Source organism: Kitasatospora sp. NPDC050463, from assembly GCF_040655255.1.
In the GTDB taxonomy this organism is placed as follows: Bacteria; Actinomycetota; Actinomycetes; order Streptomycetales; family Streptomycetaceae; genus Kitasatospora.
Genome location: NZ_JBFAJO010000121.1, coordinates 1 through 14,722, shown reverse-complemented (window position 1 = coordinate 14,722; position 14,722 = coordinate 1). Strand labels below are relative to the sequence as shown.

At 69.2% G+C, this 14,722-nt stretch carries 12 protein-coding genes; 9 read left to right on the top strand and 3 right to left on the bottom strand.

Annotated elements, in window-relative coordinates; all coding sequences use genetic code 11:
- Nucleotides 1–381 precede the first annotated feature (381 nt).
- Nucleotides 382–1,113 (bottom strand): alpha/beta hydrolase, encoded by a 732-nt coding sequence (locus AB0J08_RS38705; RefSeq protein WP_360643917.1) that lies wholly within the window; start codon nt 1,111–1,113, stop codon nt 382–384.
- 556 nt (nt 1,114–1,669) lie between these two features.
- Between AB0J08_RS38705 and AB0J08_RS38700 the strand changes: the two genes are divergently transcribed.
- Genes AB0J08_RS38700 through AB0J08_RS38680 form a run of 5 tightly spaced genes read left to right on the top strand, consistent with a single transcriptional unit; the run spans nt 1,670 to nt 7,829 of the window.
- Complete coding sequence (locus AB0J08_RS38700) at nt 1,670–3,127, top strand: integrase (RefSeq protein ID WP_360643914.1); 1,458 nt, start codon at nt 1,670–1,672, stop codon at nt 3,125–3,127.
- Nucleotides 3,117–5,045 carry a hypothetical protein gene (locus tag AB0J08_RS38695; protein ID WP_360643911.1) on the top strand — a complete coding sequence of 643 codons (1,929 nt, stop codon included), beginning with the start codon at nt 3,117–3,119 and terminating at the stop codon, nt 5,043–5,045. The genes AB0J08_RS38700 and AB0J08_RS38695 overlap by 11 nt, the downstream gene beginning before the upstream one ends.
- Complete coding sequence (locus AB0J08_RS38690) at nt 5,042–7,180, top strand: hypothetical protein (RefSeq protein ID WP_360643908.1); 2,139 nt, start codon at nt 5,042–5,044, stop codon at nt 7,178–7,180. Before AB0J08_RS38695 ends, AB0J08_RS38690 begins: the two co-directional genes overlap by 4 nt.
- On the top strand, nt 7,177–7,599 hold the full coding sequence (locus AB0J08_RS38685) for a hypothetical protein (RefSeq protein ID WP_360643905.1): 423 nt from the start codon (nt 7,177–7,179) through the stop codon (nt 7,597–7,599). The genes AB0J08_RS38690 and AB0J08_RS38685 overlap by 4 nt, the downstream gene beginning before the upstream one ends.
- 14 nt (nt 7,600–7,613) lie before the next feature.
- On the top strand, nt 7,614–7,829 hold the full coding sequence (locus AB0J08_RS38680) for a hypothetical protein (protein WP_360643902.1): 216 nt from the start codon (nt 7,614–7,616) through the stop codon (nt 7,827–7,829).
- 113 nt (nt 7,830–7,942) lie between these two features.
- Here AB0J08_RS38680 and AB0J08_RS38675 read toward each other — a convergent pair whose 3' ends face one another.
- Nucleotides 7,943–8,527: a hypothetical protein gene (locus AB0J08_RS38675; RefSeq protein WP_360643899.1), complete on the bottom strand. Its 585-nt coding sequence runs from the start codon at nt 8,525–8,527 to the stop codon at nt 7,943–7,945.
- A 288-nt stretch (nt 8,528–8,815) separates the two neighbouring features.
- Between AB0J08_RS38675 and AB0J08_RS38670 the strand changes: the two genes are divergently transcribed.
- From AB0J08_RS38670 to AB0J08_RS38655, 4 genes are all read left to right on the top strand, one after another.
- Entirely contained in the window at nt 8,816–9,004 is a 189-nt protein-coding gene (locus AB0J08_RS38670; protein WP_360643896.1) for a hypothetical protein, read from the top strand.
- A 343-nt stretch (nt 9,005–9,347) separates the two neighbouring features.
- Nucleotides 9,348–9,719 carry a hypothetical protein gene (locus AB0J08_RS38665; protein ID WP_360643893.1) on the top strand — a complete coding sequence of 124 codons (372 nt, stop codon included), beginning with the start codon at nt 9,348–9,350 and terminating at the stop codon, nt 9,717–9,719.
- Nucleotides 9,720–9,858: 139 nt separating this feature from the next.
- Nucleotides 9,859–10,356 (top strand): hypothetical protein, encoded by a 498-nt coding sequence (locus AB0J08_RS38660; RefSeq protein WP_360643890.1) that lies wholly within the window; start codon nt 9,859–9,861, stop codon nt 10,354–10,356.
- 68 nt (nt 10,357–10,424) lie between these two features.
- A complete protein-coding gene (locus AB0J08_RS38655) occupies nt 10,425–12,935 on the top strand; it encodes an NACHT domain-containing protein (protein ID WP_360643887.1) in 2,511 nt (836 codons plus the stop codon).
- Between the two features lie 304 nt (nt 12,936–13,239).
- Here AB0J08_RS38655 and AB0J08_RS38650 read toward each other — a convergent pair whose 3' ends face one another.
- Nucleotides 13,240–13,488, bottom strand: a complete 249-nt coding sequence (locus tag AB0J08_RS38650) for a hypothetical protein (RefSeq protein WP_360643884.1) — start codon at nt 13,486–13,488, stop codon at nt 13,240–13,242.
- Between the last annotated feature and the right edge of the window lie 1,234 nt (nt 13,489–14,722).

Sequence of the window (14,722 nt, the reverse complement as noted above, 5' to 3'; positions counted from 1 at the left end):
GAGGCCGCGGTTGCGGCTGTGAAGACGTGCCGCCTGCCGCTGTGGAGGCGCCGCTGTGCAGATTGCTGTGCGGTTTCCCACCCGGCCGGTACGCGAGGCGGGGCCTTCGAGAAGCCGGCGTGGCAGCTCGGAGGAGAGCAGCAGCTCGACAACGCCGTGTTCCGGTCCTCCAACCGCCCCACCCAGCCCGGTTCCGCGGATCTGAAGCAGCCGGGGAGCCCCCGCATGGAAGCCGAGTCGGAGCCTTACGTCCGTCTCGCGACCCTCCGCACCTTGCAGCGGGTCGTGGCGGACGTCAACGGTGCCCGCAGCCTGGCGGGCAGGCTGTGGTCGAGGGCGCGGTGCACGGGCTCGGCTTCGACGCCGCAGCCTGTGGCGCGCTCAGCTGGCGGCAGGGAGCTGGCGGGCGAAGCGGCGGACGGCATCAGTGAAAGCATCGGGGTCGTCGAAGTTCGCGAGGTGTCGTGCCCGCGGGATCAATTCGACGCGAGCGTACGGATGCGCGCGGGCGAAGTCCGCCTCCCCGGCACGGAAGACGGCGTCCTTCTCGCCGTTCAGGATTAGGACCGGAGCCTTCACATAACGCATCACACCCGCGTCGAAGCGTCCGAGTACTTCGGCCCAGGCTGCGGGCAAGGTATGGAAGGCGTAGCCGGAACGGATGGTCGCTTCTACCACTTCCCGTGGGTAGAGCCGCCGCAGCAATCGGTCGTTCCACCGGGCCAGGCGGTCCGCCGGAATACGAGGGACCAGCCTGGCGACCCACCCATAGGGTGCTGTCCAGAGGCCGCGGGTGGAGGCACTGGCTCCCGCGAGGATCAGCCCGCGCAGTTGTTCCGGACAGCGCCGCGCGAACTCCAGGGAGGCGTATCCGCCGAGCGAGTGCCCGACGATCAGAGCCGGCCCGCGGTCGAGCGAGTCCACCGCGGAAGCGATGATCTCCGTCGCAGTGCTCAGGCTCCAGGGCTGAGCCGAGCGCTCGCCGTGGCCAGGCAGGTCGACGGCGACTACCGGGAATTCGTCCCGGAGTGCGGCAAGCTGCATGCTCCACTGTCCCGCGCTGAAGCGCGTCCCGTGAACGAAGACTATGGGCACTGCATCCGCTGCTGTCATCAGTCCCCCCAGGTGACACCGTCCTCAAGCCGACTCTACCGGCGGGATCTTCCTCGCGATCAAGGGAGATGCCAGAAGGTGCTCAAACGGCCACATGTGTGGCGCTCAGTCACGTGTCTGCGGAGACGAGAACGAGGGCGTCCAAGATCGTTGTGTGACGAACAACCTGGACACCCTCGCGACAGCACTCTATGCGGCAACAGACGATCTACCCAGCAGATCCGGCCGCACCTCGTGCGCTCCGACGAGCGAGGCCGCCGAGACCCGCCGGACTGCCGGCAAGTAGGGGATTACCCGGGTCGGGGATCTCGTCCGCCGGGAGGAACGGGTCCAGTGGTCGGCGCAGGCGCGGGTCGGACATGCGCCCACGGTAGCCACCGCCCACCGACTGGCCCTCAAGATCCACGTCAACCAGACGTGGACCAGTAGCCGGTGACCGCTACCCACGACGATCCGGACCGCCCGCCCGCTCGCCCTGCGAGACTGGGGATCATGACTTATGCGGGTGCGGACTTGTTCTTGTTAGGTTCCGGCCGTGCGAACAAGAGACACGGGAGTGCTCGGGTGGCGGGTCTACTTCACGCGCCGCGAGCTGCCTGAGCCCCGAGCCGGCACGGGTGGGCTGACAGGACTGGACAACCTTGACGAGTGGCTGGACGAGCGAGGGATCGGGGACGGATCGCCGTATCTGATCGACCCGCTGGGCCGGTACGACGTCGACTTGAACGACTACTTCCTCACAGAGCTGGCCAACCAGCCGACCACCACGCAAGCGGCCGTCGCCTACGACCTGAAGCGGTTCCTGAAGTTCCTCTGGGACAACCGGGGCGCTCGGAGCTGGAAGGTCGCGACGAGGGAGGACCGGGCGGCGTTCAAGCACTGGCGTGTGAGCGACATCGCCGGCCCAAAGGTGGAGCTGACGACGTGGGACCGCGAGGTCGCGACGGTGCATCAGTTCTACATCTGGGCTCTGCGGGAGGGGCACGCGTCCCGCAACCCGTTCCGTCAGCGGGTGTCCCGCAGTCGTGATCCGCGCAGGCGGGGTGGAGAGCAGACCCCGGCGGAGGCGTCGCACGCGGGCCGCCCCAACGACGTCGTCTGGCTGCCGCCGGCGACCTACAGGCAGTGGCGGGATGTGGGGGTGCGGGGCTTCACCCCGGAGGGACTGCCGGACCGCTCGTTCCGGGGCCGGTTCGCCTCGCGGAACGCGGCATACACCGACTCGATGATCCGCACCGGGCTGCGTTTGTCCGAACAGACGAGCCTGTGTGTGTTCGAGGTCCCCGAGCCGGTGCCGGGCCTGCTGCACATGCGATCGTGGCTGCCGAAGGCCATCGCCAAGGGCGGCTCGGCCCGCCGGATCTACTTTCCGGCGTCCGCGCTCAAGGACCTGTGGGACTACGTCGAGACCGACCGGGCCGAGGCCCTGGAGGCGGCCCGCGACCGCGGCATCTACGAGCGGATCCGCCGTCCGTTGATCATCAGCGACCCCCGCAAGCCCGTCGTGATGGTCGACGGCGAGCGCCTGAGCATCGCCAAACTGGGTCACCATGAGCGGCAGCGGGTGCTGATCGACACCCCGCAGGGGCTGGAGCCGGCGGCCTTGTGGTTGAACCAGTACGGCTTGCCGAGCAAGCCGTCGGCCTGGCAGGAGGTCTTCAAGACCGCCAACGGTCGTTGCGAGCGGCAGGGGGTGAGGATCAGCTGTCATGCCCATGCCTTGAGACACAGCTTCGCGGTGATCACCCTCGAACAGCTCGTGCGCGGGCACATCCAGGAGCTGGCGACGATGACGCCACGTCAGCGCCTCACCTACCAGATGGTCTTCGGTGACCCCCTCAACTGGGTTCGGATGCGACTGGGCCACTCTTCGATCGAGGTCACGCAGCTCTACCCGCACACTCTCCAGGAACTGGAGATGGAGACCCGCATGGCGCTGATCCCCGACGGCTGGGAGCCGACCGGCGTCCACCCGGAGGACCTGGACGAGAAGGGCACGGCCGATGCCGCCTGAGATCCCGAACCAACGGCGCCGGACCGGCCGGGGCCACATCTCGCCCCAGCCACAGGGCTTCTACGCGCCGGAACTCGTGACCGACGAGGATGGGCCTGCCGTCGAGTTCTTCGGCGAGGACGGCCGCCGGGCCACCTACTCGTTCGCGAAGCTGCCGTGTCCTGGACTCCATGCGGACCTCGCCGCGGCCTGGGGCCGCAGGACCGGTGCGGAGGGCCAGCTGCGGACCCGCGGGGCGGCGGATCACGTCTGGGGCATCATCGGCCGGTGGCTCAAGTGGCTGGGCGAACTCAGCCGGCCGCCAAAGACGTTGCGCGGGCTGTCACTGTCCCACCTGCGGCGTTTCGACCAGCACCGGCGCATGTCGCTCCAAGCGGACAACGTCGTGCTGGAGATGGTCCAGATCAGAGGCCTGCTGAAGGAAGTCCAGCCGCCCGACCTGCTGCAACAGGACGTGCGGGAGTATCTGGACCAACCCGGACAGCTCTACGGCCGCTGGCGGCAAGTGCACTCCAAACCGGCCGCCCCCGGCTACTCGGACCGCGAGTTCGCGGCGATCGTGGCCGCCGCCCGCAAGGACGTGGTGGCGATCCGCCAGCGGCTACGAGCCTCGCACGCGCTCGCCGAGCGGTTCGAGACCGCCCCGCACACGTTGGGCGAGGAGGAGCGGACACGGGCTGAGGAGTTCGCGCGGATGCTGCGGACCGGTGAGGTTCCCGCCCTGCAGAGCGCCAAGAGGTCGAAGGGCCGTCTGCCCGACCTGAGCGCACAGAAGGAGTACGCGGGGCAGGTGTTCCTCACCGTCCCGGATCTGCCCGCGCTCATGGTGCTGGGAGTGGGACTGTCCGGCCGGAACAGTGAGACGATCAAGGAGCTGGCGGCCGAGCACCGACTTCTTCAGGGCCGGGCGGTCGCGGTGGAAGTGATCAAGCGGCGCCGGAACAAGACGCGCACGCGCGAGACGGTCCACTGGGAGGTCGGGAGCGAGAGCTCCCGACTGCACACCCCCGGCGGCTGGTTCCTGTTGCTGAACGAACTGGCCGCGGCGAGTCGCGCCTTCAGCCGCTCGGAGCGGGTGTGGTCGATCTGGACCGGCGGCACTGCCAACGGCACGGAGGACTTCCAGGCCGCCCGCCGCGCGGCCAAGGGGCACATCGACCCCTTCGGCCTCAAGCTGGGCCGGCAGTTCGATTGGAACCAGTGGGTCGCCCGGCACGGGCTGACCGCTGATGCCGCGGACGCCGAGGAGGATCCCGCGCCGCTGGTGCTCACGCTGGGCCGGCTGAAGAAGACGGTCGAGGCCCGCACGACCCGGGCGGTGGGTGGGCATCTGCCGTCCGCGTCGCGCACGAACACGCCGGACGTGTCGTTCCTGCACTACCTGCGAAGTGACCCTCGAATCCAGGACTGGGCCGAGCAGATCCTCACCGAGGCCCTGGAGGACACCGAGGCGTCGGCCAGGGCCTTCCGCGGGCGGATCCTGGACGAGCAGGCGGCCGAGGAGGCCGAGCGCGACCCGGAGGGCGTCGCGAAGACGCTGGGCACCACGGCGGACAAGCTCGCCGCCGCGGCGTCCGGCGATCTGGACACGCTGGTGACCTCCTGCCTCGACTTCGAGCACAGTCCCTACAGCGACGAAGGGCTCTGCGACGTGTCGTTCCTGACCTGCCTGCGCTGCCCGAACGCGCTGGTGGCCGAGCGGCACCTGCCGAAGCTCTTCGCACTCCTGCGATGGCTCCAGGACGAGCTCGACGCACGTGGTGTCGACGACTGGGTCGGCCGCCACGGCGTCACCTGGCTGATCATCACCCGCTTGATCCTGCCCAAGTTCACCGAGGCCCAGCAGGAGCGGGCCCGTGCGAACGCCCCGGAGGATCTGCCCACCGAATTGCTCGACGGACTCAGGGAGCCCTCGTGACCGACATCGCAGCTGGCGAAGGACAGCCGGATGCGCTCAGCTGCGGATGGGAACGCGTCCAAGCCGGTGCTTTCGTCCTGGCCGGCCGTCCACTGCGGCCCGGGGTTCGGTTGGCCGACACCTCACGGTTCGGCGAGGACGTCTGGGTACTCAAACACGCTCAGCTGCAACGCCAGCGGTCGGACATGGTGCTGAACTTCGTGCGGATTCCGGCAACCTTCCGCCAGGTCGCGAAGGAGATCTGTTTCACCCTCCTGCGCGGGGCCCTGCCGCCGGGCTGCGAGGCCATCCGCAGTCTCGACTTGATCCGGCGCTACCTGAGTGAGTTGGGGTTCGTCTTCAGGTGGCTGGCCAGTCGCGGCATCACGGAGGTCGCAGCGGTCACCCCTGCCGATGTCGAGGCGTTCGCCAGCTACATCGCCGAGCAGCGGGTCGGCCAGGGCACCAAGGACCATCGCCACCGAGGCATGCGGCTGCTGTGGTTGTGCCGGTCGAAGATCAGTGACCCCCTGGCCTTCGACTCCTTCGAGGTGCTTGCCCGACTGCGGCAGCCGCTGTCTCGCGCGGCGAGCCGCCCGGCCCGGGAGAACGCCACCGCCCGCATCCCCGAGCAGGTGCACTCTGCCTACCTGGTCTGGGCGCTTCGCTGGATCGACGACTTCGCTGAGGACGTTGTGGCCGCCCAAGAGGAGTGGCAGCAGCTGAACCACTGGTCGGCGCGGAACCGACGTAGGAGGGGGCAGAGGTCGGCCGGGCGCGGTCAGGACATTAAGGCCTTGGCCCGAGTGCTGAGCCGCTACCGGGCCGAAGGCCGCCCACTGCCCGGCTGGCAGGGTGAGCCCAATCGCAGCCACCTCGCCCGCGAAGCGAAGGTCGATCGGGGAAGCCTGGTCGGCGCGTACGCGTCCGGGAAGCTGATCCGCGAGGCCGCCGCTGAGCTCGGCATTGCCGACGCCACTTACCTGCGGGTGCCGGTCAGAGGGCTGCTGGACGGTCAGCCCTGGCGAGGGCCGATCGAGTACGACGACGTTGCCCACCTGACACGGATGTTGCAGACCGCCTGCTACGTCGTCATCGCCTTCCTCTCGGGCATGCGCGACGGCGAGCTCAAACACATCAAGCGCGGATGCGTGAAGGTCTGGCGCGATCAGGACGGGCGGGTCGTTCGCCGGTGGCTGACGAGTCTGGCGTTCAAGGGCGAGGACGACCCCGCCGGGGTCAAGGCCACCTGGGTGGTCAGCGGCCCCGCGCAACGGGCGGTGGAGATCCTGGAGCGCCTCCAGCCGGCCCGGCAGAGCTTCCTGTTCGCACTCCTGCCGTCCTCGCGCAACTACCACACCCAAGGCGGCCAGAACGAGGCCCGGACGACGACCGCGACCAACGAGGACCTCGTCGCCTTCCGGGAGTGGATTAACGGCTACTGCCGCCGCACCGGTCGGCCCGACAACGTCCCGCTGGTCAACAAGCAGGACTGGAAAGTGACGACACGTCAGTTCCGCCGCACGTTGGCGTGGTTCATCGCCCGTCGGCCCGGAGGCGTCATTGCCGGCGCTCTGCAATACCGGCATCTGGGGGTTCAGATGTTCGAGGGGTATGCCGGGACCTCGGACTCGGGGTTCCGAGACGAGGTCGAGTCCGAGGACGCCATCGCCCGCGGGGAGAAGCTCGGAGACCTGATCGTCAGCCACGAGTTCCACCACCTGAGTGGCCCTGCCGCAGCCGAGGCGGAGAGCCGACTCGCGACCTTCGAGAGACACGTCCAGTTCGACGGCAAGGTCATCAACGACGAGAAGCGGCTGCGGCGGCACATGGACCGCCACGATCCGCACATCTACCCAGGTCAGTACGTCACATGCGTCCACAACCCGGACCGGGCGCTCTGCCGCCGGTCCGACGGGAAGGAAGGCCCGTCACTGCCCGACTGCCAGCCCCTGCGCTGCCGCAACGTGGCTCTCACCAGCGGAAACATCGCCCACATGAAGGACTCCCTGGCGGCCTATGAACGTGAACTCGCCCGGGGCGACCAGCTAGCCCCACTCGTCCGCCATCGCCTGCAAGCCCGCCGACAAGAGATCGCCGACTTCCTCGCTGCGACCCCCGACCCCGGCCAGGACGTCACGTCGGAGGCATCATGAACCGCCCGCTGCCCACCGAGGAGCAGGTCCGCAGCACGATGGAGACCGAACTCGACGAGAGCAAGACCACCGGCCGTCGCGCCACGGTCACCAACGTCGAGAAGCAGCTCGGCGTCACGCACACGACGTTCTACCGGAACTACCCTGACCTGATCGAGTGGTTCAAGGCTCAGCTCGCCGCCCGGCGCACTGCGGCAGTCACCGAGAAGGACACCACCAAGCGCGAGGACGACCTGGACCGGCTCCGGCGCGAGAACACGGACCTGCGCAAGCAGGTCAGGATCTACGCCGAGGCGATCCGCCAGCTAACCCTGGACAAGGCCGCACTGGAAGACAAACTCCAGAGCAGGGATGGGCTCGCCAGCCTCGACGAGCGTCGTCGCCAACACCGAGCATCAGCGGACAACGGACACGAATGAAAGGCCCCCATAACATGACCGACCGTCGCAGCCTCTCGCTGCCCGCCTTCTCCGAGCCCGTCACCGACGCCGCCGTGCCCGCCCAGACGGGCGGCCGCCGGCTGCTGCCGGTCGAGCAAGGCGCCGACTTCCGCCAGCCGCCCGGCGAGACAGAACCCACGTCCGCTCCGGCCCGGCGCCCGCTCGCCGCTGGCGGCCTCACCTTCTCCAACCCGGACCAGCAGATCTGACCCGTCCCGGTCGCCGCACGGCTCTGACCTGCGCCGGTTTCATAGCTCGGCGCTCGGTCGAGCCGCCTCGAAGCTGGTCGCGAATCTATAAGACCCCGGCGTGACCTGCGGTTCTACCAGCCGTCCATCGCCCGGACGTCCCCGGAGATCGCGTACCGGCGGCAGGCGAGGATCTCCTCGGTGGTGATGCCGATGTCGCTCGCGAGGCGGGCGAGACCGCGGTCCTCGGCCTGGCGGTCGGAGACGTAGGCGGGGACGACCTCGAGGCGAGCGCACCGATGCCGAGCTGGGCGGCGCGCTGCTGGGTGATGGCGTCGCGGCTGGCAGAGACGTGGCGGCGCCAGGCCTCGGCGGTGATGCCGTCCGGGGTCCTCGATCGCCTCGGCGACGGCCGCCAGGTCGAGCAGCCGGTACGCCGTCGAGCGGCCGATCCCGAATTCGGCCAGCGCGTAGGCGCTCCAACTCGGGTACTCGAGGACGGTCCACACCCGGGCCTGGTGGGCGGCGCGGACCCGGCGGGCCAGGACCAGCACGGCGGCGCGGACGTCCTCGATCGCGGTGCGCAGCTGCTCGGTCAGGTCCCGGGCGCGCGCCGCGTCGATCGTCCATGTCCGGCTCATTCCCGCGCGGCCGGCCGGGGGAACCGCGGCGGGCCTGCCGAGGTGGGCCACGAGGGTGGTCTCGAACAGCTCCAGCATCGACTGGGCCTCGTGGACGCACTGCAGGGTGAAGCCGGCGTGCCACCGGCCACCACCGGGAGCACCCGGGCGAGGCCTCGCCCGGCCGGGACAAGGGGCCCGCCGCCACCTCCACCGGCACCTCCGCCCCCACCTCCACGCCGGCAGGGCCGCATTTCCGCAGTTCAGGTGCCCCGGACAAGGGGTTCAGACCGTGGCGACAACCCTTCTGCCTTCTCTGCTGTCGAAGACAGCAGAGACGGACCGTGGAAGCGCGGCTCGACCGCGCCGATCCGGGGCGCCGTCCTGGTGGCGCTCGCCCTGTTCCAGCGGGCGACCGCCCGGGAGCTGTGGCCGCTGGTCCTGCCCCGCCAGCGCAGCGACCGGTCGGCCCGCGACGCCCTGGGCGACCTGGAGGACGCCGGCCGGGTCCGCAAGGAACTGCGCCTGCCCCGACGGCCGCAAGCTGTGGTGCCTGACCGCCGCCGGGCCCCGTGAAGCCGCCGGCCTGCTCCCGGCCGGGGCGAAACTCCCCGGACGGTGCACGAGGGGCTTGGCCAATGGACTGGGACCGTTCGCCTCGACAACGACGCCGATGCCCTCGCCGTCGTGTACGCCAACGGCCGGGAACTCGTTATCGGCGACCGCGTCGGGTCGTTCCTGACCAGAGGCAACAGCGGCGCCACGGTCCAGATCCAGGGAAGTGGCCTTCCCCCGGTTCTAGCCAGCGAACAGGAAGCTGCCGCCATCGCCGTCCTCAAGATCGTCACCCCGCACCAGCTCTGGCGACTGCTGCGCCCGCGCGCCAAGGAGAACGAGTTCGCCCGCGCCGCGCTGAACGATGCGCGTCCAGGACATCCAGACCGGCGAGACCTACCAGGTGAAGGTCCCGCAACGGCTACCGCCCGCCCTGCGCCACCGCCCGGTCCACACCCCCAGCGACTTCTACGCCGACATGCGGCTGATCCGGCTGCGCGGCGGCCGCTTCGAGCTCACCGTCACCGCCGTCGATCCCGACGCCGCAACCGTCGACGGCTACGAGGCGACCACCATCACCTGCGTAAGCATCCAGCTCACCGACGACCAGGCCATCCTGCTCGGCCTGCCCACCGAAACCACATACGAGATCATCGGCTTCGTCAGCCCCGCCGACCAGGAGCACGGCGAGGACAATCGCCTTCCCCGTCACCGCCCCCTACACCGGCCTGCCTGATGATCGGCGTGAGGGACCGCCAAAGACATGACGGGGCTCGGTGCTTGCAACCAGGCCCCGTGAGTGCTCTCTTTGGTGAAGGTGCTGCTGCTGGGTGGGTGGGGCGTTATAGGTTTTCCGGGCGTACACCTTCGAGCACGTGGATCCGAGTGAGCAGGGGGTGGGGATGTTGGGGGAGGCGTTGACGGCGCTCGCCGCTGCCGGGGGCACCGCAGTGGTGCAGGCGGCGGGGACGAGCACGTGGCAGGGGCTGCAGCAGGCCTTGGCCAGGTGGTTCGGGCACGGGGATGAGGAACGTGAGCGCGCCGTTTTGGAGCGGCTCGACAGCACTTCGGTCGTACTCGCAGCAGCCTTGGACGGTGAGCTCGAGCGGGCCACGATCATGCAGCAGGCTGCCTGGCAGGCACGGTTCGAGACCGTACTTGAGGGGCTTCGTGAGAGCGAGCGCGAGCAGGCCGCCGAAGCGCTGCGGCTACTGCTCAACGCACACGCGGGTTGGGAGGCGTCGGCGGGAGACGGCGGTGCAGCTGTCAGTGGCCGTGTGGACATTCGCGCCGACCACGGCTCCGCAGCAGCCCTGCGCATGGGGGACGTTACGATCAACAACCCTCCGCAGCCGGGCCCGCACGAAGGCTGAGCGCGTCCGGCGACACTCAAGCTCGCGGTCTGGCAGAAGGCGAGGGCGGAGCAGGAGCCCAACCTCGAGTGGACTCCCCCATCCGCGCCCAGACCGCGATCACCGCCTCACACGGCGCCCTCGCGGTAGGCCACGCTGACCGCATCGCCTACTACGCGGAGCCCCCGAATGCCACGCTGCTCAAACGCGCCGCCCTCCTCGCCCAGAAGGTAGCCGTAGTCGAACGCACTTCGCGTCTCAGCCTGTTGGGTCCCGCCGGGCAGGCCGCCGAAGTACCCTTCACCGTACGCATCACCGTGTTCCGTGGGTCCGGTGACCCGCTGCCCGGCACACTCGGCGCCCTCACCGATGCCTACCTCCGCCTCCCACAGCGCCGCATGGTGATCACCGGGGTCGCGGGCGGGGGCAAGACAGTCATCGCGCTCGAACTCGCCCTGCTGCTTCTCGACCACCGTCAGCCAGAGGACCCCGTCCCCGTACGGCTCTCCCTCGCCGAGTGGGACCCCGAAACCCCTCTGGAATCCTGGCTCGTACGGCAAGTTGCCGACACGTATAGCCTCCGTAGGGGCACTGCCCACGACCTCGTCACCCAGCGCCTGGTCCTGCCCTTGCTCGACGGGCTCGACGAGATGGACGGCGAGGCGGGCTCGTCCGAGCGGGCTGCCCGCGCCCTTGACCAGATCAACCGCTACCACGGGCTGCGCGGCCCGGCTCCGCTGATTGTCACCTGCCGCAGCGAGACCTACGAACGCCTCTCCCGCGAGCGCGGCGGCCTGGAGTCCACGGCTGTCGCCGCTATTGAGGAGCTCGACTCCCGGCAGATCCGCGCTTACCTGGAACACACATTGGCCGCACGGCCCCACGCCGAGAAGCTGGCCTGGAGCGAGGTCATCGACAACCTCCACCTACTCCCTGCAGGCACTCTGTCCACTCCGTGGCGCCTGTACCTCGCCACCACCGTCTACTCCGGCGGCCGCGACCCACGCGACCTCCTCACCCTCGCGGACCCCACCGCAATCGACCGCCTCCTCCTGGAACGGCTGATCCCCACCGCCGTGGAAGCCTCCCCGCACCGCCGCTACAACGCCGAGCGCACCATAAGGTGGCTCACGTCGATTGCCACGCACTCCCCGATCCCCGCTGCTCGGGGTGGCGGCAGCGCCCCGGCTGCCGACATCCTTCTGCACCGCCTCGCGCCCGTAGTCGGACTGAAGCGGGTGATGTGCATCCAGTACGGCGTCGCCATCCTCTTCGGGGCTCTCGCATACTTGGCGGTGCTCTTCCGCTTCGACAGGATCACCGGCCGGGACCTGCTTATCGTGGCCGGCGCCGGCCTGATCTGGGGCGCGATGATAGGTGGTCTGGGGCTACACAAGGCAGTGGAACCGGTCCGGTTGGTCCGCCCACGGCTTCCGGTAGATCTCGCCCGGGAGCTGCTGCGCATGGACATCACGCAGACCTGGCGGGACCTGGTGAACAAGGGCGGACAGCGGGCCGGCCCGCTTCTCAAGAGGGTGAGCTTGGTGGTCATCATCCTGACTTCGCTGATCACCCCCCTAGCCAAGTGGCTCATCCCGGCCCCGACGTGGGGCGTCGCGGCGCTGGTCGGGCTGTACATGACACTCATGGTGTTTGTCGTGCGGGTGGCGGCCTGGCTCCTCTACGCCCTCGTCTCACCCATCCTCCTGTTCTGGGAGCTCTCGTTCCAAGAGGTCGACACACAGCCCGTACAACATCCTGGCGACGCCCTGCGCCAGGACCTCAGGTTCAGCGCGGTCGCCATCGCGGCCTCTGCCCCATGGGCGCTGCTGTGGCCCCCCGCGTTGCTGCTCGTGACGGTCGTCGCCCCGTGGATCGCGAACCGGGCCTGGATGCGGTACGCGGTGACCGCGGTGGTCGGCCGGGTACGGGGGAGGCTGCCCCTGCGTCCGGCTCCGTTCCTCGCCTGGGCGCACCGGGCGGGGCTGCTGCGCGTGACGGGGCGCACGTACCAGTTCCGCCACCGCGCCCTCCAGGAATGGCTTGGCAACGAGGCCCGGCGCCGGGCGGATCTCGAATGGCTTGCCCGGAGCGCGAGGAAGAGATCCCTCGGCGCCGGTCAACGGCTCGCATACGCAAAGCAGTTGGCGACGTTGGATGGCTCCGAGGGAAGTCTTGCCCTCGCCCGGCTCGCCTCCGATACCAAGCTCTGCCTCCACCAGCGGATCATGGCAATGGAGGCGAGAACAGTCCTCCACGAAGAGCTCGGCGAGCCCAAAGAGCGTGACGAGCAACTGGCACTGGTGCGGCGGTTCGCCGAAGTCCCCCTTCTGGAAGCTGACTCCTACGAGTACCGGTGGGCGACAGATGCCCTCACGCGCCTAGACCCGCCCACTGGGAAGGACCTGCTGACGCGCCTCGCCCAGAGCGCCAAGGCGGGGAGAGGCAGCGACGACATCCGGCTGTGGGCTGCCAAGACCCTGACGCAGATCGATCCCGAGGCCGGGCATGCCGCGCTTATCCACCTCGTACACGCCACGGACCTCGCAGACAGCCACCGAGCGCAAGCCGCCGCCGCGCTGCCCCAAGCAGACGGGTAACGATGAGGCGCTCAGCGGCCTCAGCCGCCGGGGGATGCCGCACAGCCACCCCTTCCGCCGAACAGGCGCGCACCCGGCCGAGGACGAGGACGAGGTGCGGGCCGTGATCGGCCAGGCCCTCGCGGACTACTTCAACGGCGGTCCCTACGGCGGGTTCTCTGCCGACGACTTCGACTCGCCCAACCCGACCCCGACCCCGACGACGGCGACCAGGCCGCCGACCACCTGGGCGAGACCTCGCCCGGCCAGGACAACAGCCCCGCCGCCACCCCCACGGGCACCTCCGCCCCCACCTCCACGCCCCTCACGCCCGCAACCGGCGTTCGCGCAGGTGGCCGGGACCCGCGGTGGTGTTCGTCGTGATGCTGGCGTTGAACTGCTGTCCCTGGCTGTCGGCGAGCCGCGCGCCGCTGCTGGGACTGTCGTCATAGACCGCCGTGCCCGTGTTGCCGAGCCGGAACTGGACCGCGACCAGCCTCATGCCGGCCTTCGGCGAGGAGAACGTATCCGTGGCACTCGCGGGGTCGACGACCTTGACGACGGTGACGTCCACCTTCTCCTCAGGCTTCTGCCCCGAAAGCGAAAGAGTGTCCCCGACCGAAGCGGCCGCCGGGACCGACGCGGCGGACGCCGAGGAACTCGCCCGCCCAGGCGAGACAGAAGGCGTCCCGGACACCGAAGAGGTCGCCGAGCTGCTCTGCGGCGAGGTAACCACCACCTGCCCGCTCGAACACCCCGCGACCAAAGCCACCAGCGGCAGACCCCACCCGAGAACGACCACACGACGCATCAGAACCTCCAGCCTCGGCAACCGCTGTACTCCCATCACCATCACCCAGACCCGCCCCACCCGCACCCCTGCCACGGGCCTGAAGAGCGCCCACCACCTCGCCCACGACCCTCAGACCGACACCGCGAACCCTCCTCGCCCTGAACGACGCCGAGGACCAGGCCGCCGCCACCCCGAAGCACACCCCGCCGCCCCCGCCGCCCGCCGCTGCGCACCGTGCCGCAGGCCCGCCCGGGTACTGTCCAACCAGCACCGACCGGCCGCTCGGACCGCCGCCGGGGACCAGTGAGAATCGCCCGCGACCTGTTGTCCCGGGCCCGGGCCGGTCCGGCAATCACGCTTCCGGTACCGCTTCCGGTCAACCCTCATCTTGATGGGGCATCAACGCAGGTCAGAGCCAATGTCCAGGCCCACCGAAGACGCCGACAACCCTAATCCGTAGTGAAGGCGGTTCCAGATCGTCCCGGTCGGGGGCTTCTGGGTCTGTCTGGCGTGACGGATACCTCTGGTTCCCCCAGGCCCGTGAGGCCCTCAGAGAGAGCGGTGCCGTCGCGGTGATGATGGTGGGTTCGTGGTGGCCGCGTGGGCGCCGGGCTGATGCCTGGACAACCCTTGACCTGCGAGGTCCGTAGAGAAGAGCGGCGCGGTCCGGCGTCCTCGGGCCGCCGCGAAACCCGCCGGTGATCGTGTTGTCGTGGTCGTGGTGCGAGCCCGTTCCAGGGATGATGACCTCTTCTTGAATCCGCGAGCCTTCGAGCTCTGGTGCAGACGGGGGCCCCTGGGGCGCGCTGGTGTCATGAACGGCTACTGAGATGGCGGACCGTCGAGTCCTGGGATTAGGGCGCCGCGTGACCCGCATGTGCTCGTGACCTGCGAAAACAGACAACGTTGGGAGAGTCGGTTTGAGGTGACCCCCGCGGTGTGGACACACCTGACAATGGATCTTGTCAGTCCAGGAAGGTGAAGATCTACATGGCGAGGCCATCGAAGTACAGTG

Excerpts from the sequence above, each read along its gene's own strand:
- AB0J08_RS38685 (WP_360643905.1), top strand. The coding sequence starts at position 7,177 with ATGAACCGCCCGCTGCCCACCGAGGAGCAGGTCCGCAGCACGATGGAG.
- AB0J08_RS38675 (WP_360643899.1), bottom strand. The coding sequence starts at position 8,527 with ATGCTGGAGCTGTTCGAGACCACCCTCGTGGCCCACCTCGGCAGGCCC.
- AB0J08_RS38695 (WP_360643911.1), top strand. The coding sequence starts at position 3,117 with ATGCCGCCTGAGATCCCGAACCAACGGCGCCGGACCGGCCGGGGCCAC.
- AB0J08_RS38705 (WP_360643917.1), bottom strand. The coding sequence starts at position 1,113 with ATGACAGCAGCGGATGCAGTGCCCATAGTCTTCGTTCACGGGACGCGC.
- AB0J08_RS38665 (WP_360643893.1), top strand. The coding sequence starts at position 9,348 with ATGCGCGTCCAGGACATCCAGACCGGCGAGACCTACCAGGTGAAGGTC.
- AB0J08_RS38680 (WP_360643902.1), top strand. The coding sequence starts at position 7,614 with ATGACCGACCGTCGCAGCCTCTCGCTGCCCGCCTTCTCCGAGCCCGTC.